Here is a 21,025-nt window from a genome sequence, read left to right as displayed (position 1 = left end):
CATGAATTTCTCTTCCCTGTCGATCAAGAATCCGATCCCGGCCATCATGCTGTTCGCGCTGCTGACCCTGGCCGGGTTGCTGGCGTACAAAGCCAATCCGGTGCAGGATTTCCCGGATATCGAACTGCCCATCGTCACCGTCAGCGCCTCGCTGCCGGGCGCCGCGCCAGCCCAGCTGGAAACCGAGGTGGCGCGCAAGATCGAAGACTCGGTCGCCACCTTGCAAGGCGTGAAAAACATCTACACCAAGGTGCTCGACGGCGTGGCCACCGTCACGGTCGAATTCGTGCTGGAAAAGCAGATCGCCGAAGCCGTCAACGACGTGCGCGACGCCGTCGCCAGGGTCAAGGCCGACATGCCTGCCGAATTGCGCGACCCCACCGTCACCAAGGCCTCCACCGCCGGGCGCGTGGTGCTGACCTTTATCGCCATGTCGAAGGCTGGCGTCGACAATCCGCTCGACGCGCCCGACCTGTCCTGGTATGTCGACAACACGGTCGCCAAGCGGCTGCTGACGGTGCCCGGCGTGGGCGCCGTCACGCGCCTGGGCGGCGTGTACCGCGAGATCCAGGTGGAGCTCGATGATGCGCGCATGGCGGCGCTGAAAGTGTCGGCGCTGGACGTGTCGCGCCAGCTGCGCCTGGTGCAGCGCGAGGCGCCGGGCGGACGCGGCGACGTCAGCGGCGCCGAGCAGTCGGTGCGCACCATCGCCACCGTGAAGACGGCGGAGGAACTGTCGCGCGTCGATATCCCGCTGCCGGACGGGCGCCATGTGCGCCTCGACCAGGTGGCGAACGTGCGCGACACGATCGCCGAGCCGCGCGCACTGGCCGAGCAGGATGGCAAGACCGTGGTCGCCTTTGAAGTGTTCCGCACCAAGGGCGCCAGCGAAGTGGCGGTGGCCGATGGCGCGCGCGCCGCGGTGGCCGACCTGCAAAAGGAAAACCCCAGCGTGGTGATCCGGCAGTCGATCGACAACGCCTTCCCGGTCGAGGAAAACTTCGACGGTTCGATGGAGCTGCTGTACGAAGGCGCGCTGCTGGCCGTGCTGGTGGTGTGGTGGTTCCTGCGCGACTGGCGCGCCACCCTGGTGGCCGCCGCCGCCCTGCCGCTGTCGGTGATGCCGGCTTTCCTCGGCATCTACTGGTTCGGCTATACGCTCAACACCGTGACCCTGCTGTCGCTGGCGCTGGTGGTCGGCGTGCTGGTCGACGACGCCATCGTGGAAATCGAAAATATCTCGCGCCACCTGCGCATGGGCAAGCCGCCGATGGAAGCGGCGATGGAGGCGGCCGATGAAATCGGCATGGCGGTGATCGCCACCACGTTCGCGCTGGTGGCCGTGTTCCTGCCGACGGCCTTCATGAGCGGCATCCCCGGCCTGTTCTTCAAGCAGTTCGGCTGGACCGCCGTGCTGGCGGTGCTGGCCTCGCTGGTGGTGGCGCGGCTGCTCACGCCCATGATGGCGGCGTATATATTGAAACCGCTGCCGCACAAGGAAGAGCAGGACGGCTGGCTGATGACGCGCTACCTGAACACCATGCGCTGGTGTTTGAACCATCGCGGCATCACGGCCATCGCCTCGCTGGTGTTCTTTGTCGGCTCCATCATGCTCGTGCCGCTGCTGCCGACCGGCTTCGTGCCGGCCGCCGACCGCGCGCAAACGCAGATCAACCTGGAACTGCCGCCCGGCTCCACCCTGGCCGAAACCCGGGCGGTGGCGGCGCAGGCGCGCAATGCGGCCATGCAGGTGCCCGGCATCAAGGGCGTGTTCAGCTCCATCGGTGGCGGCTCCAGCGGCGACGCCTTTGCGCCGGGCGCGGCGGCCGAAGCGCGGCGCGCCGTGCTGACCTTGACCACCGTGCACCGCACCGAGCGCAAGGAATCGATGGCCGGCCTGGAGTCGCAGCTGCGCAGCAAGCTCGACAACATCCCCGGCGCGCGCTTTACGGTCGGCCCGCCCGACACCGGCGTCAAGATGCAGCTGGTGCTGCGCTCGGAAGACCCGGTGGCCCTGATGGCGGCGGCGCAAAAGGTCGAGCGCGAATTGCGCGGCCTGCACGGCATCGGCAACGTCAACTCCAGCGCCTCGCTGGTGCGCCCGGAAATCATCGTGCGGCCCGACTTTGCGAAGGCGGCGGACCTGGGCGTGACGGCGGCGTCGATAGGCGAAACCGTGCGCGTGGCCACGGCCGGCGACTACGACACCGACCTGACGAAAATGAACCTGCCCGAGCGCCAGGTGCCGATCCGCGTGAAGCTGCCCAACAGCGTGCGCGCCGACCTGGCGGCCATCGAACGCCTGACGGTACCGGGCAAGAACGGCCCGGTGCGCCTGGCCAATGTCGCCACCGTCACCATGGAAAGCGGCCCGGCGCAGATCGACCGTTTGAACCGCAGCCGCAACGTGACCCTGGACGTGGAACTCGGCTCGCGCACCCTGGGGGAGTTGAACCAGGAAGCGCGCGCGCTGCCGTCGATGAAGAACCTGCCCGCGTCCGTCAAAATCGCCGAACTGGGCGACGCGCAGGAGATGGCCTCGCTGTTTGCCAGCTTCGGCCTGGCCATGCTGATCGGCGTGCTGTGCATCTACTGCGTGCTGGTGCTGCTGTTCAAGGACTTCATGCAGCCGGTGACGATTCTGGCGGCGCTGCCGCTGTCGATCGGCGGCGCCTTTGTCGCGCTGCTGATCACCGGCAGCGCGCTGTCGATGCCGTCGATGATCGGCCTGATCATGCTGATGGGGATCGTCACCAAGAACTCGATCCTGCTGGTCGACTATGCGATCCTGGCGCGCGAAGCGGGCATGGACCGTTTCGACGCCCTGGTCGACGCCTGCCACAAGCGTAGCCGGCCGATCCTGATGACGACGATCGCGATGGGCGCCGGCATGATGCCGCTGGCGCTGGGCTGGGGGGCCGACCCGAGCTTCCGTTCGCCGATGGCGATCACGGTGATCGGCGGCCTGATCACCTCGACCTTGTTGAGCCTCTTGGTGGTGCCGGCCGTGTTCACCTACATCGACGACCTGGAACACTTGCTCAAGCGTGCCAGGGACAAGCTGCGCCGCCACCCGGCACCGAAGATGGAAGGCAAGGTGGCGCTCGATAAACCACACGCGTAGGTCGCATTAGCGGCGCCCCGCGCCGCGTAATCCGACAACATCGTTGACGCTGCAAGTCAAGAGAAGCGATGGCCAGGCCTGGACCCTGCGCCATCGCTTTTGTCTATCTGGCATACTGCGCCAATTGATAATGACGCAATCGGCCCCACCCATGAATGTATCGTCCCCCCTCGCCTTGCTGCTGGCCTGCTCGCTGCTGGGCGCCTGCTCCGATAAAACCGCCACCGCGCCGGCGGCGCCTGCTCCTGTGCCAGCGCCTGTGGCCGCCGCCCCGGTCGAGGCGCCTGCCGCCAGCGCACCGGCTGTCGCCAAAAACGACGAGATGAGAACGCCCGAAGCGCGCGCACGCGACAGGAAGCTCGAAGCGGCCATGATGCTGGCCATCTTCGGCAAGCACTACCGCCCCGGCAGCGAAGACGCGCTGGCCGACCTGCGCGACCCGGACAGCAAGGAAGCGAAGGCCGACAAGCTCAGTTACGTGCTCAGCGCCGTCAGCCACAAGCTGCTGCCGGACGGGCGCGCCATCCTGGTCGCCAATGCGGAAACGGCCAATACCGAAGGCCAGGCCGAGTCCAGCCACGCCTCGCCGGGCCTGCTCAATGTGTTCTACCTGGCGCCCAAGGGCAAGCCTGGCGACGAAGCCTGGCAGGTGGTGACGCGGCTGGAAAATATCACCGCCCTGGGTTCGTCCGGACAGCTGGGCGATGTGCACTGGGTGATGCTGGGCGCCGGCAAGCAGGGCATGGCAATCCGCAACGGCTACACGGGCCAGGGCTACACCATTACCCAGCTGGCGCTGTTCGAGCTTGGCGCCGACACCGTCACCGAGCTCGCTGGCAGCATCGACCTGCACTCGGACAATGACGGCGCATGCGGCCCCGAGACCCAGGATTGCTGGTTAGTCGACGGCAACTGGCATTTTGCGGCCGCACGCGATGGCGGCGCCTATGACGACCTGCTGGTCGACTTCACGGGCGCCTCGCAGAAAATCAAGCCCGGTGTACAAGTGAAGGAAAACGAAGATCCGCCCCGCGTGATCACCCAGCTCAATGGACGCGCGCGGTATGCGTTTGATGGCAAGACCTACAAGCTGGTCGAGGGAAAGAATATCGTGCCGGGGGTATAAAACACCGTCAACGGCAAATACCGGGGCCAGACCCGCCGGGTCTGACCCCAGCCCTTGCGCCTGGGGTCATGGGTTCATTTCCGCGCTGCCTCCAGCCGCGCCAGCAACGGCGCATACATCTCGCGCGTGTGGCTGTTCCAGCGCTGCATGGCGCTGTCGATATCCTGGCACAGGCGTTCCGACAAGATGGCATCGCCCTGCTGCAGCGCCCAGATCGCGTATTCGGCGCGCGCCTCGAAGCTGCCGTGGCGCGTCAGCGCGTCATCGAATTGCGCCTTGGCTTCGGCCTGGCGTCCACTTTGCGCCAGCGCGCGCGCCGTCAGCAAGGACACGATCTCGGGACGGAAGTGAATATCGCTGCGGCGGATGAATTCCAGGTGCGTCAACGCTTCCGCACCGCGCTCGCATTCCAGGTAAGCGCGCGCGGCGCCCATGCGAATTTCCAGGTCCGAGGCAAAGGCGCCCTGCAGGCATGCTTCATAGGTGCCGGCCGCCGCCTGCGGGTCGCCTGCTTCCAGCTGCGCGCTGGCCAGGCGCATCTGGTTTTGCGCCGTCGGCGTGTAGTCGTAGGCGGCGCGCGCTTCGCGCAGTTCGCGGTGCGGATCGAGCACCTGCACCGCCTTTGATGCCACCTTGCGCGCGCCTTGCGGCAGGCGCGAATTGGGCAGGAAGATGGCGACGAAATACACCAGGCTGCCCAGCAGCGGGAACAGGAACAGTATCAGCAGCCAGTAGATCGGTTGCCCATTGCGCACCGCATGGACCGCAAAAAATAGTGCGACCAGAATATGCAAGCCTACGCCAAAAATTTCCATGCCCTTTTTTCTCCGTTGGTCATCAATAAAGCCGATCTTACACCGGCAGTTGCCGGCCAGCCATGGCCGCAGACTTAAGGAACAGGCTGCCAGCCGCCACCCATCGCACGATACAAGTCGACCGAGGCGACCAGGATGCGCGTCTTGAGCTGCAGCAAGCCGACGTCGGCGCTGTACAAGCTGCGCTGCGCATCGAGTTCTTCCAGGTAGGACGCATAGCCGTTGCGGTAGCGGTTGTGGGCGATGCGCAGTGTTTCGGCGGAAGTGGCGCGGCGCGCGGCGTTTTCCACCGCCTGCTGGCGCAAGCGGTAGATGGCCCCCAGGCTGTTCTCGGTTTCGGCAAAGGCGTTGCGCACCACGTTTTCATAGGTGTAGACCAACTGGTCGCGCTGGGCGCCGGCGATATCGGTCTGCGCCTGCACCCGGCCGCCGTCGAACAGCGGGCCGGCCGCCAGCGCCGTCAGGCGCCACAGGGCCGTCGGCGCATGCAGAAAGTCGCTCAGGGTGGTGGCCTGGCCGCCGCCGGTGGCGGTCAGCTTGAACGACGGCAGCAGCTGGTCGCGGGTGGCGGCCAGGCTGGCGTTGGCGGCCGCCAGGTTATGCTCGGCGCGCGCGATATCGGGGCGGCGGCGCAGCAGTTCCGACGGCAGGCCGGCCGGCACCGCTGGCGCGCTCAAGTCCTGCAGCGGCAGGCCGCGCGCGATCGGGCCGGGGTTGCCGCCAACCAGCAGCGCCAGCGCGTTTTCCTGTTCAAAGATCTGCCGCTGCAGCTGCGGCACCAGTTCGGCCGCCGCATGGTATTCCGATTGCGCCTGCTGCCACTCCAGCTGCGAGCTGTAGCCCACTTCGAACTGCTTGCGGGCCAGCTCGCGCGACTGCGCGCGCAGCGCCAGGGTCGCCTGCGTGAGCGCCAGCTGGGCGTCCAGGCCGCGCAGGTTCAGATAGGCCGTGGCCACGCTGGCGGCGATCGACAGGGCCGCCGCATCGACGCTGGCCTGTTCGGCGCGAAAGCTCTCGCCGGCCGCGTCGGTCAGCTTGGCCAGCCGGCCCCACACATCGATTTCATAGCTGGCCTGCAGCTCGGCCTGGAAAACATTGGTCACATACGGCGCGCCGTTCGAAGCCAGGGTGCGGGTGCGCGTCGGCGAGCCGTCGAACGACAGGGTGGGCGCATGGTTGGCGCCGGCCTGCGCCAGGCGCGCGCGGTATTCCTCGACGCGGGCGCGCGCCACGCGCAGGTCGCCATTGCGGGCCAGCGCGCTGGCCACCAGATTGCTCAATACCGGGTCGCCAAAGGCCTGCCACCACAGCTGCTCGACCGGGGCGCTGCCGACGCCGGCGGCCTGCGCGCGCCAGTTTGACGGCAGCTGCAGGTTTGACGCCGGTTGCGGCGGCGCCTTGGCCGCGCAACCGGCCAGCGCCATGGCGAAAGCCGTGACGATGAGGGACGGACGCATCATGGCCTGGCTTTCTTCGGCGGTGGCGGCGGCGCCGGATTGTCGGCCGAATCGTTCAGCACGGCCGAGGTGTCGACGCTGACCACCACCGACATGCCCGGCACCAGCCGGCGCGCGTTGGCCTGGCCCGCATCGATGCGGATGCGCACGGGGATGCGCTGGGCGATCTTCAGGTAGTTGCCGGTGGCGTTATCTGCCGGCAGCACGGAAAACTCGGAACCGGTGGCCGGCGAAATGCGCTCGACCTGGCCCGTCAGCACGGCGCCGTCCAGCGCATCGACGTGGAAGGTGGCGCTCTGCCCTTCCTGCACGCCGTTCATCTGCGTTTCCTTGAAGTTGGCGATCACCCACAGCTGGCGCGGCACCACGGCCATCAGCTGCGAGCCGGAGTTGACGAACGCGCCCTGGCGCACCGCCACCTGGCCCAGCTGGCCGTCCGATGGCGCGACGATGCGCGTGTTATCGAGATCGATCTTGGCCGCCTTGACGGCCGCTTCGGCATTGGCCACGGCGGCGGCCAGCGCCTGCTTGTTGACCACCACCGATTGCACGCTCTGCTGCGAAATGTCGACATTGGCCTTGGCCTGCGCCAGCGCCGCCGCCATCTGCGCCTGGGTGGCGCGCGACTGGTCGAACTCGCGCTGCGACAGCGAGCCGTCGGCCACCAGCTGTTCCACGCGATTGAGGTCGGCGCTGGCCTTTTTTGCCTGCGCTTCGGCGTTCGCCAGCGCGGCGCGGCTGACCGCGATGCCCGCTTCGGAGCTGGCGCGCTGCTGCGCCCAGTTCGACAGCGCCGCCTCCTGCGCGGCCAGCTGGGCCTGCGCCTGCTCGTAGCGCTGCTGGTAGATGCGGTCGTCGATGCGCACCAGCAGCTGGCCTGCCTTCACGTCCATGAAGTCCTGTACATTCACTTCCACCACATAGCCCGACAACTGCGTGCCGATCACCGTCACCTGGCCGCGCACGGTGGCGTTTTCGGTGGTGACGATGGGGCTGGTAAAGGGCGGCAAGCGCCAGGCATACAGCACGATCAGCACGCCCACCAAAGCGACGGCGGCAAAGGCCAGGGTCGAGAGCCATTGCAGGCGCCGCTCGGGCGGCGCGGCGGCAGGCGCAGGGGCTGGAGCGGGAGCCGGCGTTGGCACAGTCGTGGCGGGTGGCGGCGTGTTGTTATTTTCTGTCATTGCTCGGTTCCGAATTGGTAATGGGGACGATGGACATGGCGGTCTGCGCGTCGTGCACGGGACCGACCAGGCGCCGCGCGCCGGTGGTGATGCTGGTCCAGCATTGGCTGACCAGCATCCACAGGAAGGTCACGATGGCAACCACGGCGATCATCAAAAACACATCGTTATAGGCCAGCACATTGGCTTCGCGCGTGGCGGCCGCGCCCAGGCGGGCCACGCCGGCGGCGCTGCGCAGCACCGGGTCGGTCAGCACGCCGCCATAGGCATTGGCGCCGGACTGCACGCGCGCGGCCACGTTCGGGTCGAGCAGGGTCAGGTGCTCGACCAGGTAGCTGGAATGGTATTTTTCGCGCGCCGTCTGGATGGTGCCGACGATGGCTGCACCGAGCAGGCCGCCGAGGTTCTGCGTCATGGTAAACATCACGGAAAAGCTGACCAGGTTGCGCGGCTCGGCGATCACGGCGCCCATGCCGGCCACCATGGTGGGACCGAGAAAATACGTGCCGCCAAACGCCAGCAGAAACTGGCTCACGTACATATTGGCGGGCCGCGTCTGGCTGGTGGCGTGCGCGTCGATCAGGGCGCCGGCGGCGATCAGCAGCAGCGCGAACATCAGCGAGCGGTGGATGGTGGCCGGATTGATGGTGATGGCGCTGACCACCAGGCCCGCCACGCTGCCCAGCAGCACGACAACGAACAGGTTCTGCATCTGGTCGGTATTGAGGCCCAGCGCCTGCAGGAAGCCCACCGCGCCGGTCGACTCGGACAGCACGATGCGAAACAGCAGCACCGACAGGAACAGCTTGGCGATCTTGCCGGTCGACAGCCAGCGCGTATTGAGCAGCGGCCGCGTGCGGTTATGCTCGATGGCCAGCGCGGTGACGATCAGCAGTATCGACGCGGCCAGGCACACGCCCACCCACTGCGAGTCCATCCACCATGCCGTGCGGCCCTGGGCCAGCACCGCGCACAGCAGCGCCACCCCCGGCGCGAACAAAATGAAGGTCAGAAAGTCGAGCGGCTCGAACGTCTGCATGCGGTCGCCCGGCGGCAGTTTCAGGGCCAGCACGCAGCCCAGCGCCAGCAAACACATGCCCAGCTCGAACAGGTACAGGCCATGCCACTCGCCCAGTTCCAGCAGTTCCGAAGTAAAGATGCGCGCCAGCGGCAGCGCCAGCTGGGCAAAGCCCAGGCCCAGCACCACGCCTTTCAAACGGTGCTTTGCAGGAAAGGCCTGCAAGGTGTAGTACAGGCCCAGCACGCCCAGCGCGCCACCGACCATGCCATGCGCGGCGCGCACCGCGATCGCCGACGACAGGGTGTTCGCATACAGGTGGGCAAAGGTGACCAGCGCGTACAGGATCAGGAACGCTTCCGTAAACAGGCGCAGGCCGAACTGCTGGCGAAACTTCACCAGCAGCAGATTCATCGACACTATCGTCATCACATAGGCGGCCGGCAGCCACTGCATCTGGTAGGCGTAGGCGCCCAGCGCGCCTTGCAGATTGAGGATGTTGGCCGTCACCAGGCCATTGCCCAGGCCACCGGTCAGCGCCACGATCAGGCCGACGATAAAGTACGCGACGCGCTTCGGCGTCGAATGTTCGGGCGTCGATGGCGAACCGGGCAAGGTCGGGCGTTCTCCCGGATTCCAGGTTCGTGGTGTGTACTTGTCCATGCGGCTATCGTGATCGGGTTGCTGGCGCGTTTCATTGCTGCACGGAGGCACCAATCGCTACAGTCAGCAGCATATCACCGCCGGGAATTTTTATTGTTTTCAATGTATAAACGCCGAACCAGGCAAGAAAAAGGGCAGATCCGATGGATCTGCCCCTGGTGCTGCATCTACACAATGATCAAACCATCATCAGACACGCGGCGGATCCGTTTCGCGCGCATATGCACGCTGCCCGGCCAGCGCCTGCTTGAACGCCGCCACCGCCTTTGCATCGCCGGCGGCGGCGATGATGATGGCCGGGTCGGCGCTACCGTCCGGCAAGGTCAAGGGCACGCCGGCCTTGTCGAGCAGGGCCTTGCCGGCGTCGATCACCAGCAGCGGCTTGCAGTGGCGGTACTGCTGGCGCACGAAGTCGAGCGCGTTGGCGTCCAGGCTCAGTTGTTCGATGGCCGCTGCGCCGTCGGGGATGACGACGGCGTCGAACAGCACGCCCGGTGCCGTTTCCAGCGTCACTTCGACAGCCAGCGGTGCGCCGGCCTGGGTGTCGACCGGGCCCAGGGCGCTGCCCACCAGGCGCGGCACGGCGCCGTCGGCCAGCAGCGCGCCGTAGATGTCGCGCACCTGCGCCGCGTCCACGCCAGGGCCGACCAGGATGGCCACGCGCCTGGTATGGATGCCGGTGCTGCCCGGACGGTGTGTCAGCGACAGCGACGGCGCCGGCGCGTAGTCGGGAATCGGCACCAGGTCCAGCGTCGGCATGGCTGGCGGCAAGGCCAGGCCCAGCCCATCGGCCACGCGCTGCGCCAGCGTCTCATCGACATTGCGCAGCATGGCCACGATGCGCTTGCGAATGGCCACGGTCTGCACCTTGGTCAGCTCGAAGCGGAAGGCGTTGACAATATGGTCCTGCTCGGGCGGCGTCTGGCTGATAAAGAACAGGCGCGCCTGGCCATAATGCTCGGCAAATTTCTCGGGCTTGCCGCGCACCTTGTCGCCATCCGCGGCTTGCGGAAAGCTGTTGAAGCCGCGGCCGCCAGCCTGGAACGGCGCGCCGCCGGCCAGCGAGTTCGGCTCATACGCCACGCGGCCACGGTTGATGGCCTGGCGGTGCATGCCGTCGCGCTGGTTGTTGTGCAGGGGTGCGATCGGCGAATTGATCGGGATCTCGTGGAAATTGGCGCCACCGAGCCGGCTGATCTGCGTGTCCACATAGGAGTGGATACGCCCTTGCAGCAGCGGATCGTTGGAAAAATCGATGCCGGGCACGATATGGGCGGTACAGAACGCCACCTGTTCGGTTTCGGCAAAGAAATTATCAGGATTGCGGTTGAGCACCATCTTGCCGACCGGTGTCAATGGCACCATTTCTTCGGGAATCAGCTTGGTCGGATCGAGCACGTCGAATTCGAACGCTTCGGCCTGCTCTTCCGTAAACACCTGCAACGCCAGTTCCCACTCGGGATAGGCGCCCGCTTCGATCGCTTCCCACAGGTCGCGGCGGTGGAAATCGGAATCGGCGCCACTGATCTTGACGGCCTCGTCCCATACCAGCGAATGCGTGCCGGCCATCGGCGACCAGTGGAATTTACAGAACACGGATTTGCCTTCGGCATTAACCAGGCGGAAGGTGTGCACGCCGAAACCCTGCATGGTGCGATAACTGCGCGGAATCGCGCGGTCGGACATGGCCCACATCAGCATATGGGTAATTTCCGGCATCAACGAGGCGAAATCCCAGAAGGTATCATGCGCGCTGGCCGCCTGCGGGATGCCGTTGTGCGGCTCGGGCTTAACGGCGTGCACCAGGTCCGGGAACTTCATCGCGTCCTGGATAAAGAAGACCGGCATATTATTGCCGACCAGGTCCCAGTTGCCTTCGTCCGTGTAGAACTTGACGGCAAAGCCGCGCACGTCGCGCGCCGTATCGGTCGAACCGCGTTCGCCGGCCACGGTGGAAAACCGCACGAACACGGGCGTGCGCTTGCCGGCCTTGGCAAACAGCGAGGCGCGCGTCAGGTCGCTTTGTTCCTTGTAGCATTCGAAGTAGCCATGGGCGGCCGAACCGCGCGCATGGACCACGCGCTCGGGAATGCGCTCATGGTCGAAATGCGTGATTTTTTCACGCAAAATGAAGTCTTCCATCAGCGTGTAGCCGCGCAGGCCCGCTTTCAGGGAATTCTGGTTGTCACCGACCGGCACGCCCTGGTTGGTGGTCAGCACGCGGCCGCTGTCGTCGGCGCGCACGCGGTCCAGCGGCGCCGTGCCGGCATTGGCGCCCAGCGCAGGCTGGCCATTGCCGGTTTTCGGCGAGGCCGTGGTTTCGCCGGTGGTGCTGCCGGTGGCGGCAGGGTCGCTGGCCGACACATGCACGCCCTCTTGCGGCGTGCGCGCCGCCGCGCCGTACTGGCCGGCGACATTCGGATTGCCGGGCATGGCGTCGGCCAGCGCCTGGCTGGCGGCGACCTTGCGCAGCAGGGTGGCGGCCGCATCATTGCTGCTGCCCAGGCTTTGCGGCGGGGTGGTGTCGGACGGACCGCCCGAGCTGCTTAACACGGAACCTGCGCCATCGACCGATGGGGGGGTTTGTTTGGTAGCCATATATCTCCTGTGGACATCAAAGGGAACTCGGATAAAACAATGAACAAGACCAACAGTTTCAAGCGGGTAGGAATTGCGGGCTCAAAAGCAATGGGCGCCGGACCGGTACGCCATCAAGGCAAACCGGGCCAGCGCCCATGGCAGACACTGTCTGGACAGCGTCAGTGATTACCTGCGTGCACCGAGCAGTTTCGACAGGCCATAACCGGCTGCCAGGGCGACCAGCAGCGAGGTGGCCGGGCGTTCGCGTACGTAGGTGCGGCCCGTTTCGCCGGCGCGCTGGGCGGCGGCGGTCCACTCCTTGCTGCGTTCCATCAGCTTTTCCGATGCCGAGCTGACGGAATCGGTGACGGCATTGATTTTTTCGCCGACCTGGTCCACGCCGCTGTGTACGCTGGCAGCGACTTTGTCGACCATCGGCTGGGCTTTTTCGGCCGCTTTGTCGACGGCGTTGTGCACGTCCTTGCGGGCATCCTGGGCGGTGTTGTTGATGTCGTTGGCGGCTTTGTCGATTGCGTTTGCGTTCATGATGGTTTCCTTTTAGTGTAAATAAAATCCAACCATGCTCGATGCCTGACCGAATCATGATTTTCCTCGCCTCCTGCAACAGGAGGCGACTAAACGCTGCCAGGTTGATGGATATCAGTCGAGGACACAGAACTGCGTCTCGGTATAAGCATCAACAGCGAGCTGTTGTAGCTACCTTAACCGCGTCGCGCAGCCCTAACCGTGCGGTGCTTCACCTAGTGAGCGATAGCAAAATTCCTGATGGAAAGAGTCACGCCATGCACGACACCGGCGTCCTCAGGAGCGCCAGTGCGCATCGACCGAATACTTGCCCGCGCCACTGACGGCGATGGTGCCGAAGACGATGATCAGCAGCCAGCCGAACTGGCCGTCGGCGATGCTCCAGTCCGGGTGCACCAGGAACATCGACACCAGCAGCAGGAACAGAAACGGCAAGGCGGCCAGGCGCGTGAGCAGGCCGACGGCCACCAGCACCGGGCAGACCAGTTCGGCGAACAGCGCGCAATACAGGGTCAGCGCGCGGCCCATGTGCAGCGGGTCGTCGATATGCGCCAGTTCATCGGAAAAATGCAGCAGCTTGGGCAGGCCGTGCACATGCAGCACCAGCAGCGCGCCCGTCACGCGCGCAAACAGCAGGCCCGCATCGGGGGTAAATGGGCCGATCAGCGTTGACAGCCAGTGGGATGGTTTCATTGTCTTGCTCCAGGAAAGGAAAGGCGCCACGCGCCATGACTTTCCATCATAGGCAGCCCGCCTGCCCCCAGCGCCTGCCAAAAGGCCAGCGCGGCAGGCGAAAAAGTGCGCGGCCACTGGCCTTTTGGCAGGAGTGTTTTTGCAGGCCGCTCACTACACTGCTTCATGCCGTCCCCACCCCAACCCATACTGAAGGAAACATCATGTCCAGGAAAATCGAAGCCGAAGAAATCACCTCGCGCCGCAAACTGCTGGTCAGCGTCGCTGGCGTTGCCGCCGGCGCAGGCCTGCTGGCCACCGGCGGCGCTGCCGCCGCTGCCGCCAAACCCGCCGCCACCGCAGCCGGCAAGCCGACCGTCAACAGCATCACCGTCAAGGACGGCACCGTGATTCACTTCAAGGACTGGGGCACCGGCACGCCAGTGGTGTTCAGCCACGGCTGGCCGCTGCAGGGCGACGCCTGGGAAGACCAGATGATGTTCCTGGCCAGCCACGGCTACCGCGTGATCGCGCATGACCGCCGCGGCCATGGCCTGTCGAGCCAGCCTTGGCAGGGCAACGACATGGACACCTACGCCGACGACCTGGCAACCCTGCTCGACGCGCTCGACATCAAGGGCGCAACCCTGGTCGGCCACTCGACCGGTGGCGGCGAAGTGGCGCGCTATATCGGCCGCCATGGCGAAAAACGCGTGGCCAAGGCCGTGCTGGTGGGCGCCGTGCCGCCGCAAATGGTGCAGTCGCCAACCAATCCGGGTGGCCTGCCGATGTCGGTCTTCGACGGCATCCGCGCCGGCGTGCTGGCCGACCGCTCGCAGTTCTTCAAGGATCTGTCGGGTCCTTTCTATGGCGCCAACCGTCCCGGTTCGAAAGTCACGCAGGGCCAGCGCGACACGTTCTGGCTGCAAGGCATGCAGTGCGGCATCAAGAATGCCTACGACTGCATCAAGGAATTCTCGGAAGTCGACTACACGGCCGACCTGAAGAAAATCACCGTGCCGACCCTGGTGGTACACGGCAGCGACGACCAGATCGTGCCGATCGACGCAGCGGGCAAGGCGTCGGCCAGGATCATCAAGAACGCCAGGCTGATCATCTATGAAGGCGCGCCGCACGGCCTGCCGACCACCCACAAGGATCGCCTGAACGAAGACCTGCTGGCCTTCATCAAGTCCTGATCATTGCTTGACAACATCGCCGGCGCCCGCCGGCGATGTCCTGCGCCTCTGCTGCGCTGCAAAAAAACTCCCCGTTCCCCCATTCGTATAACAGCGATACCGGCAAGTCCATGCATACTCGGTGTGATCGCGGCATCCGCCGCAACGACCGACAGGACCTTCACGATGAACGCCCATTCAGTCTGCCGCAGCACCGCCACCCGTCGTATTGCCTGACACCATGGCCAGCATCCTGTACCAGGCCACGCCCCGCTCCGCCAATGCCAGCGTGCCCCATGCACCGGCCCAGGCCGAACAGGCGCGCACGGCGCGCATCAATACCATGGGCCAGTTCGCCGCCTCGATCGCGCATGAGGTGAACCAGCCACTGTCCGCCATCGCCCTGAACGCCAGCGCCGCACTGCGCTGGCTGGAGCAGGACCCGCCACGCCTGGACCATGTGCGCGACGCCCTGAACATTATCGCCAGCGCCGGCAGCCACGCCAGCGACATGATACGCAGCCTGCGCTGCCTGGCTTGCAAGCATACCGGCACGCCCACCACCTTTCCGGCGGACGAACCCGCCAGGGAAGTGCTGCTGTTGCTGCACACAGAACTGCAGCAGCAGGGCATCGCCATCGAAAGCCTGCTCACCCTGGGCCAGCAGGCACTGCGCGCCGACCGCGTGCAAGTGCAGCAGGTGCTGATGAACCTGGCGACGAACGCGGTCGACGCCATGCGCGCCAATCGCGAGCATCCGCGCACCTTGCGGCTATCGTCGCGGCGCGACGGCGCCATGCTGCATTTCAGCGTGGCCGACAGCGGCAGCGGCGTCGCGCCCGAGGCGCAGCAGCGCATCTACGAGGCCCTGTATTCGACCCGGCCGGACGGCATGGGCCTGGGCCTGGCGATTTGCCGCGCCATCGTCGAAGCCCATGGCGGCCAGCTGTGGCACGAAGCGGCCAGGACGCGCGGCGCCATCTTCCACTTTACCGTGCCGGCGCCCTGACCCCGCGCCGATCCGCACGGCGCCGTCAAAGGCGCACCCTGAAGGAAAGCACCATCATGCAAAACAATTACGATACCGAAGCAGAGACCGATACGCCGATCTCCATCCTGATCGCCGACGACCATCCGCTGATCCTGGCGGGCCTGGCCTCGCTGATCAATTCCATGTCCGGCTTTCGCCTGCTGGGCCAGGCCTCCACCGGCCAGCAGGCCCTGGAGCTATACCAGCGCCTGCGCCCGGACGTGGTGCTGATGGACCTGAACATGCCGGAGATGAATGGCGTGCAGGCGATCGAACATATCTGCGCTTTCGACGCCGACGCCCGCATCGTCATCCTGACCACCTACCAGGGCGAGGAAAACGTGCACCGCGGCCTGCGCGCCGGCGCGCGCGGCTATCTGCTCAAGGCCTCGGGCTTCAACCAGCTGACCGACTGCATCACCACGGTGGCGGCCGGCAAGCAATACCTGCCGGCCGAACTGGCGGCCCAGCTGGCCGAGCGCATCGACGCCAACCGCCTGTCCAGGCGCGAACTCGACATCCTGCAACATTTATCGGCGGGAAAAAGCAACAAGATGATCGCGCGCAGCGCCGGCATCGAAGTGGGCACGGTGAAATTTCACGTCAATAATATCCTGTCGAAACTGAATGTTTCGAGCCGCACCGAGGCGGCGACGGTGGCGTCCCAGCGGGGCTTGCTGGGCGCCTTCTGATCAAACTGCGGTATCTTCTTTCTTTTGCGGCGCTGGCACTTCCGCCAGCGTCGGCTTCGCCTCCACGCCACTGATCTTCGGCACGCATTCGCTGCGCAGCCACGACACGGTGATCTTCTCGCCTTCCATCAGCCGCTTGACGCTCGGCACGATCTGTTCGCCGATCAGCATGCCCAGCAAACCGATCAGGGCGATCGCCGGCGGCGCCGGCGAGCGTACTTGCAACACGGCATAAATAATGCCGACCAGCAGGCCGACGGCCAGCGAAATCACATACAGTTTCATGATGAAATCCTCTCGATAAAAAAAACCGCCGCGCACGGGATCGGGCGCGGCGGCAAAGACAGCAGGGGGTAATGCGTGTGGCTTGATATTACTTGTTGGCAGGAACCGGCGCCAGGGTGGTATGCTCGGTGGTGGTGCGCTGTGCTGCCTTGTGCACCATGGTGTAGGCGTAGTCGACGCCCATGCCGTAAGCGCCCGAGTGTTCCTTGACGATCTTCATGACGGCATCATAGGTTTCCTTGTGCGCCCAGTCGCGCTGCCATTCCAGCAGGACTTGCTGCCAGGTCACCGGCACCACGCCAGCCTGGATCATGCGCTGCATGGCGTAGTCGTGCGCTTCTTTCGAGGTGCCACCCGAGGCATCGGCGACCATGTAGATTTCGTAGTCGCCTTCGAGCATTGCGCACAGGGCGAAGCTGTTGTTGCACACTTCCGTCCACAGGCCCGACACGACGACTTTTTTCTTGCCGTTGGCGGCCAGCGCGTCGCGCACTTTCTGGTCGTCCCACGAGTTCATCGAGGTGCGTTCCAGGATGTCCTTGCCCGGGAACACGTCCAGCAGTTCCGGGTAGGTGTGGCCCGAGAAGCTTTCGGTTTCAACGGTGGTGATAATGGTTGGAATGTTGAATACCTTGGCCGCTTTCGCCAGGCCCACGGTATTGTTTTTCAACGCCTGGCGGTCCATCGACTGCACGCCGAAGGCCATTTGCGGCTGCTGGTCGATAAAGATGATCTGGCAGTTGTCGGGGGTAAGGACTTCGAGTTTCGGGTTGGTCATGATGGCATCCATAATAAAAAATGTGGGGGTGGGTTACTGCTGCCCATCGTATGCCTGACAAGCATTTCGCACCACTATCTAAAGTTATAGGCGGACGATTTTCCTGCACCAAAAGCGGCGCCCGAAAGCCGCTGCTGCATCGCGGCAAGCGCTGATGTAAAATGCCTTTCACTCACTATTTTCCAACGACTCTTGATCGATTTATCCTCCATGACGGCCAGCACGATGCACAGCGACAGCCAGGCGATACGCGTGTTGATTGCTGACGACCATCAATTGCTGCTCGACGGCATTGCCACCCTGCTGCAGTCGTTTCCCGGAGTGGAACTGGTGGGCCAGGCCAGCAATGGCCAGCAGGCGGTGCAGCAGTTCCTTGCGCTGCAGCCGGACGTCACCCTGATGGACCTGCAGATGCCGGTGATGACCGGCCTCGACGCGATCACCGCCATCCGTGCACACCACCCCCGGGCGCGCATCATCGTGCTGACCACCTACAAGGGCGATACCCTGGTCGGGCGCGCCGTGCAGGCGGGCGCGTGCGGCTATCTGCTGAAAAGTTCGCTGCGCCATGAGCTGCTGGCGGCGATACAGGCGGTGCATGCGGGCCGCCGTTATATCGCGCCCGAAGCCCAGGCCGAGATGGCGCGCTATGCCAGCGCCGACGTGCTGTCAAACCGCGAACTGGAAGTGCTGCGCCTGGTCGCGCAGGGCAATTCCAACCGCGAGACGGGCGCCCTGCTGTCCATCAAGGAAGAAACCGTCAAAGCCCACATGAGCACCATCCTGGCCAAGCTGGGCGCCAAGGACCGCACCCATGCGGTCACCATCGCGCTACGGCGCGGCATCCTCGATACCTGATCAGCTTCGGCGGCGCCAGCGCTGCAGCCAACGCCGCTTCCAGTCGAGCGGCACGCGCAAGCGCCAGTGCGTGCCGCCGCCTTCGCGCGTGATCAGCGCCAGCTCGGCGCCGATAGCCGCGGCGCGCTCGCGCATGCCGGGCAGGCCCCAGTGGCCCGCCACCTGGCCGCCAGACGCCAGCGCCGGCGGCAAGCCGCTGCCATCGTCGCGCACGTCGAGCTGCACCATGGCGCGCGCATGGCGCAGCTCCAGCTCGATCAATGCGGCGCGCGCATGCACAAAGGCGTTGCGCAGCGCTTCGCCGGCGATGCGGCGGATCTCGTGGCGGGCGGCGGCCGGCAGCGCCTGCGGCCTGCCGCTTTCAAGATAGCGGAAGGCGACGCCATGCAGCGCCGCCAGGCGTTCGCCTTCGCGCCGCAGGGCGTCCGGCCAGGGTTCATCATCAGTGTCACCGGTGCGCAATTGATGCACCTGGTCGCGTCCCTCTTCCAGCACGCGGTCGGCCGCGTCGAGCGCGCGCAGCATGGCCGCGCGCGCTGGCTCGTTGGCCGGCAAGGCCATGCTGGCATTATGAAAATGCAGGATCACCGCCTGCGTGCCCTGCAACAAGGTGTCGTGCAGCTCGCGGGCGATACGTTCACGCTCGGCCTGCTGCGCCTCCATCCGCGCCCGCAGCCGCGCGCCATGGCGGCGCACGCGCCAGCGAAACGCCGCGTACAGCGCCGCCAGCAAGGCCAGTGCACACAACAGCCGGAACCACCATGTCTGGTAAAACGCGGGCAGCACCCGGAACGGCAGTTCCGCCACCGGGCTGGCCACGCCGTCGCCGTTGAACGCCATCACCTTGAAACGATACCTGCCCGGACCCAGGCCCGTGTATTGCGCATGGCGAAGGCTGCCCGCGTCGTGCCAGTGGCGGTCGTAGCCGTCGAGCAGATAATGAAAGCGCAGCCGCGACGGCGTACCCAGGCTGCTGGCGTTGTACGTCAATTGCAGGTCGCGCGTGCCAGCCGGCAGGCGGTCATGGCCGGCGTCCACCTGCACGCCTTCGGCCGACAGCGCGCTGATTTCAGCGTGCGGCGCCGGCAAGGTGGCGGGCGGCTGGCGCGGATCGATCCAGAAGGTCACGCTCTGGCGCGAGAACCAGAGCTTGCCATCGCCGGCTTCGGCAATCGACTGGTTGTGCAGCATGCCGATCTTGCCGGCCACGCCATCGCTGGCGTCGTAAATACGCGTGCGCATCGGGTAGGCGGGGTCGCGCAGGGCCTGCGCCACCTCGCTCGCCACCACCTGCACGGCGCCGGCGGCGGCATTGAGCCACAGGCTGCCGTCGCGCGCGCGCAGCAGGCTGACCACGCCCTCAAAAGCATGGGCATCGGCACTGCGCAAGGTGGTAAAACGGCCATCGCGCCACAGCGCCAGGCCATGCTCGCCAGCCACCCACACCTGGCCCGCCTGCTCGAACAGCGCGGGCACCTTGCCCAACTGTAGTGGGTAAGTCCGCACGCCACCCTTGTCGAGCACGGCCACGCTGCCATCGGCATACGTCAGCCACACGCGCCCGGCGCCGTCCACCAGCAGCGCCAGCGGATTGCGCTGTCCCTCCAAGGACAAGGCAGGTTCGCGCCGCCATTGTCCATTGCGATACTGGAACAGGCCGCCGCCGCTGAAACTGGCCCAGATGCTGCCGTCGGGCGCAGTGACGGCGCGGCGCGTGCGCCCGATCGGCCTGGCTTCGGGTGGATAGGCGATCGTGCGCAGCACGCGACCGCTGACCGAATCGATCTGCGCCAGCCCCGCAGGCAACGCCACCCACAAGCCCTGCGGCGACATCATCAGGGTCGACAAGGACGGCAGCTCGAAGGAACGCAGCACCTTGCCGTCAGCGCCAACCAGCGCCAGCGGCATCAGTTCCGACCTGGCCAGCCACATTGCGCCATCTGGCCCGGGCAGCAGCTCCTGCTCGCGAAACGCTTCGGGCTGGCCTGGTTCGCCGCGCGTGCGCAGCACCACCGGCGCGGCCTGGCGAAAGCGGTCCAGGCCCGCATAGGTGGCGACCCACAGATTGCCTTCATTGTCTTCGCACAGGGTGGCGACCAGGGAATTGCTGAGGCCATCTTTCGGTAAAAACGATTCGGTGTCGCCGCTGATGCCCAGCGCGCCCGGCGCCAGCGTGCCGCTGCTGCGCGTGCGGTGCAGGCCGTACTGGCTGTCGAACCACAGGGTGCCCTGGCGGTCGACCAGCATGCTGCCGCTGGTGCCGCTGGTATCACGGTAGATCCAGGGATGATTCACTTGTTCGTATTGCGCCAGCGAGTCGATGATGCGGATGCCGCGCAGTTCCAGCAGATAGATGCGGCCATCGGGCCCCTGTTGCGGCGGGGCGCGCAGATCGAGCTTGCCGACCGGCGGCGCGAAGCGTGCCTGGCCTGGCTGCCACAGGAACAGCCCTCGTTCGGTAAACACGCCCAGCTGGCCATCGCGGTCGGCAAACACCGCCGAGCCCTTGCTGGCCGTAAAACCCTGGGCAGGGCCCATGGTCTGCCAGCGCTTGCCGTCGAAACGCGCCACGCCGCCCGCGCCGGCGGCCCAGACGGCGCCCGTGCCATCGATGGCAAAGCCCCACACGGTGCCGATGCGCACGCCCTGCGCTTCGCCGAAATTGCGCACCACGCCGTCTTTCACGTGGCTGATGCCGCCCACCTGCCAGCCGACCCACATGCCGCCATCGCGGGCGCGCTTGATGCCCAGCACCACGGTATCGGGGTAGCTGCCCTGGCGCGCGATCACGGGCTCGAAGCGCAAGCCGTCAAAGCGGATCAGGCCGGCATGCGTGCCCAGCCACAAAAAGCCGTCATGGCCCTGCGTCATGACGGAGATATCGTCCGGCGCGCCGTCCCTGGCGGTCCAGCTGCTGTGCTGCAATTGATGAAGGCCGCGCGCGGCGTCGATCGCCAGTCCGCAGGGACTGGCCAGCATCAGGATTAGCCACCACAGGAACCGGCGCATGGAAACGAAC

16 protein-coding genes are annotated in these 21,025 nt (G+C 65.7%); 6 read left to right on the top strand and 10 right to left on the bottom strand.

Annotation, left to right across the window (positions count from 1 at the left end; translation table 11 throughout):
- Window position 1: 1 nt before the first annotated feature.
- The gene (locus ASR47_RS09150; RefSeq protein WP_065307465.1) at window positions 2–3,124 is read left to right on the top strand and encodes an efflux RND transporter permease subunit; all 3,123 of its coding nucleotides are present in this window, start codon (window positions 2–4) and stop codon (window positions 3,122–3,124) included.
- Window positions 3,125–3,275: 151 nt separating this feature from the next.
- Window positions 3,276–4,250: a hypothetical protein gene (locus ASR47_RS09145; RefSeq protein ID WP_150127735.1), complete on the top strand. Its 975-nt coding sequence runs from the start codon at window positions 3,276–3,278 to the stop codon at window positions 4,248–4,250.
- Window positions 4,251–4,324: 74 nt separating this feature from the next.
- On the opposite strand, the gene ASR47_RS09140 is transcribed toward ASR47_RS09145, so the two are convergent.
- The 7 genes from ASR47_RS09140 to ASR47_RS09110 all read right to left on the bottom strand — a co-directional run bounded on the left by ASR47_RS09140 (window position 4,325) and on the right by ASR47_RS09110 (window position 13,206).
- A complete protein-coding gene (locus ASR47_RS09140; RefSeq protein ID WP_342670535.1) occupies window positions 4,325–5,044 on the bottom strand; it encodes a hypothetical protein in 720 nt (239 codons plus the stop codon).
- A 95-nt stretch (window positions 5,045–5,139) separates the two neighbouring features.
- The gene (locus ASR47_RS09135; protein WP_245714303.1) at window positions 5,140–6,525 is read right to left on the bottom strand and encodes an efflux transporter outer membrane subunit; all 1,386 of its coding nucleotides are present in this window, start codon (window positions 6,523–6,525) and stop codon (window positions 5,140–5,142) included.
- Window positions 6,522–7,706 (bottom strand): HlyD family secretion protein, encoded by a 1,185-nt coding sequence (locus ASR47_RS09130; RefSeq protein WP_065307462.1) that lies wholly within the window; start codon window positions 7,704–7,706, stop codon window positions 6,522–6,524. Before ASR47_RS09130 ends, ASR47_RS09135 begins: the two co-directional genes overlap by 4 nt.
- Window positions 7,693–9,387, bottom strand: coding sequence for an MFS transporter (locus ASR47_RS09125; RefSeq protein WP_174551160.1), 1,695 nt, complete (start codon window positions 9,385–9,387; stop codon window positions 7,693–7,695). The genes ASR47_RS09130 and ASR47_RS09125 overlap by 14 nt, the downstream gene beginning before the upstream one ends.
- 189 nt (window positions 9,388–9,576) lie before the next feature.
- A complete protein-coding gene (locus ASR47_RS09120; RefSeq protein ID WP_065307460.1) occupies window positions 9,577–11,985 on the bottom strand; it encodes a catalase in 2,409 nt (802 codons plus the stop codon).
- 168 nt (window positions 11,986–12,153) lie between these two features.
- The gene (locus ASR47_RS09115; protein WP_065307459.1) at window positions 12,154–12,513 is read right to left on the bottom strand and encodes a hypothetical protein; all 360 of its coding nucleotides are present in this window, start codon (window positions 12,511–12,513) and stop codon (window positions 12,154–12,156) included.
- A gap of 276 nt (window positions 12,514–12,789) precedes the next feature.
- On the bottom strand, window positions 12,790–13,206 hold the full coding sequence (locus ASR47_RS09110) for a DoxX family protein (protein ID WP_065307458.1): 417 nt from the start codon (window positions 13,204–13,206) through the stop codon (window positions 12,790–12,792).
- A 203-nt stretch (window positions 13,207–13,409) separates the two neighbouring features.
- Between ASR47_RS09110 and ASR47_RS09105 the strand changes: the two genes are divergently transcribed.
- From ASR47_RS09105 to ASR47_RS09095, 3 genes are all read left to right on the top strand, one after another.
- A complete protein-coding gene (locus tag ASR47_RS09105) occupies window positions 13,410–14,384 on the top strand; it encodes an alpha/beta fold hydrolase (protein ID WP_082988829.1) in 975 nt (324 codons plus the stop codon).
- 220 nt (window positions 14,385–14,604) lie between these two features.
- Window positions 14,605–15,372, top strand: a complete 768-nt coding sequence (locus tag ASR47_RS09100; RefSeq protein WP_065307457.1) for a sensor histidine kinase — start codon at window positions 14,605–14,607, stop codon at window positions 15,370–15,372.
- Window positions 15,373–15,428: 56 nt separating this feature from the next.
- Window positions 15,429–16,085, top strand: coding sequence for a response regulator (locus ASR47_RS09095; protein ID WP_065307456.1), 657 nt, complete (start codon window positions 15,429–15,431; stop codon window positions 16,083–16,085).
- Here the strand turns inward: ASR47_RS09095 and ASR47_RS09090 are convergent, their stop codons facing one another.
- Together ASR47_RS09090 and ASR47_RS09085 are read right to left on the bottom strand one after the other, a co-directional pair.
- On the bottom strand, window positions 16,086–16,370 hold the full coding sequence (locus ASR47_RS09090) for a XapX domain-containing protein (RefSeq protein WP_065307455.1): 285 nt from the start codon (window positions 16,368–16,370) through the stop codon (window positions 16,086–16,088).
- Window positions 16,371–16,458: 88 nt separating this feature from the next.
- Complete coding sequence (locus tag ASR47_RS09085) at window positions 16,459–17,148, bottom strand: hydrolase (RefSeq protein WP_065307589.1); 690 nt, start codon at window positions 17,146–17,148, stop codon at window positions 16,459–16,461.
- 210 nt (window positions 17,149–17,358) lie between these two features.
- On the opposite strand from ASR47_RS09085, the gene ASR47_RS09080 reads away from it, so the two are divergent.
- Window positions 17,359–18,006, top strand: a complete 648-nt coding sequence (locus tag ASR47_RS09080) for a response regulator transcription factor (protein WP_245714302.1) — start codon at window positions 17,359–17,361, stop codon at window positions 18,004–18,006.
- Here the strand turns inward: ASR47_RS09080 and ASR47_RS09075 are convergent, their stop codons facing one another.
- Window positions 18,007–21,015: a sensor histidine kinase gene (locus tag ASR47_RS09075; protein ID WP_082988828.1), complete on the bottom strand. Its 3,009-nt coding sequence runs from the start codon at window positions 21,013–21,015 to the stop codon at window positions 18,007–18,009.
- Window positions 21,016–21,025: the final 10 nt, after the last annotated feature.

The organism is Janthinobacterium psychrotolerans (genome assembly GCF_001677885.1).
GTDB classification, from domain to species: Bacteria; Pseudomonadota; Gammaproteobacteria; order Burkholderiales; family Burkholderiaceae_D; genus Janthinobacterium; species Janthinobacterium psychrotolerans.
Note: the sequence above shows the minus strand (reverse complement) of the source record. Positions and strands in the feature narration are given on the sequence as shown.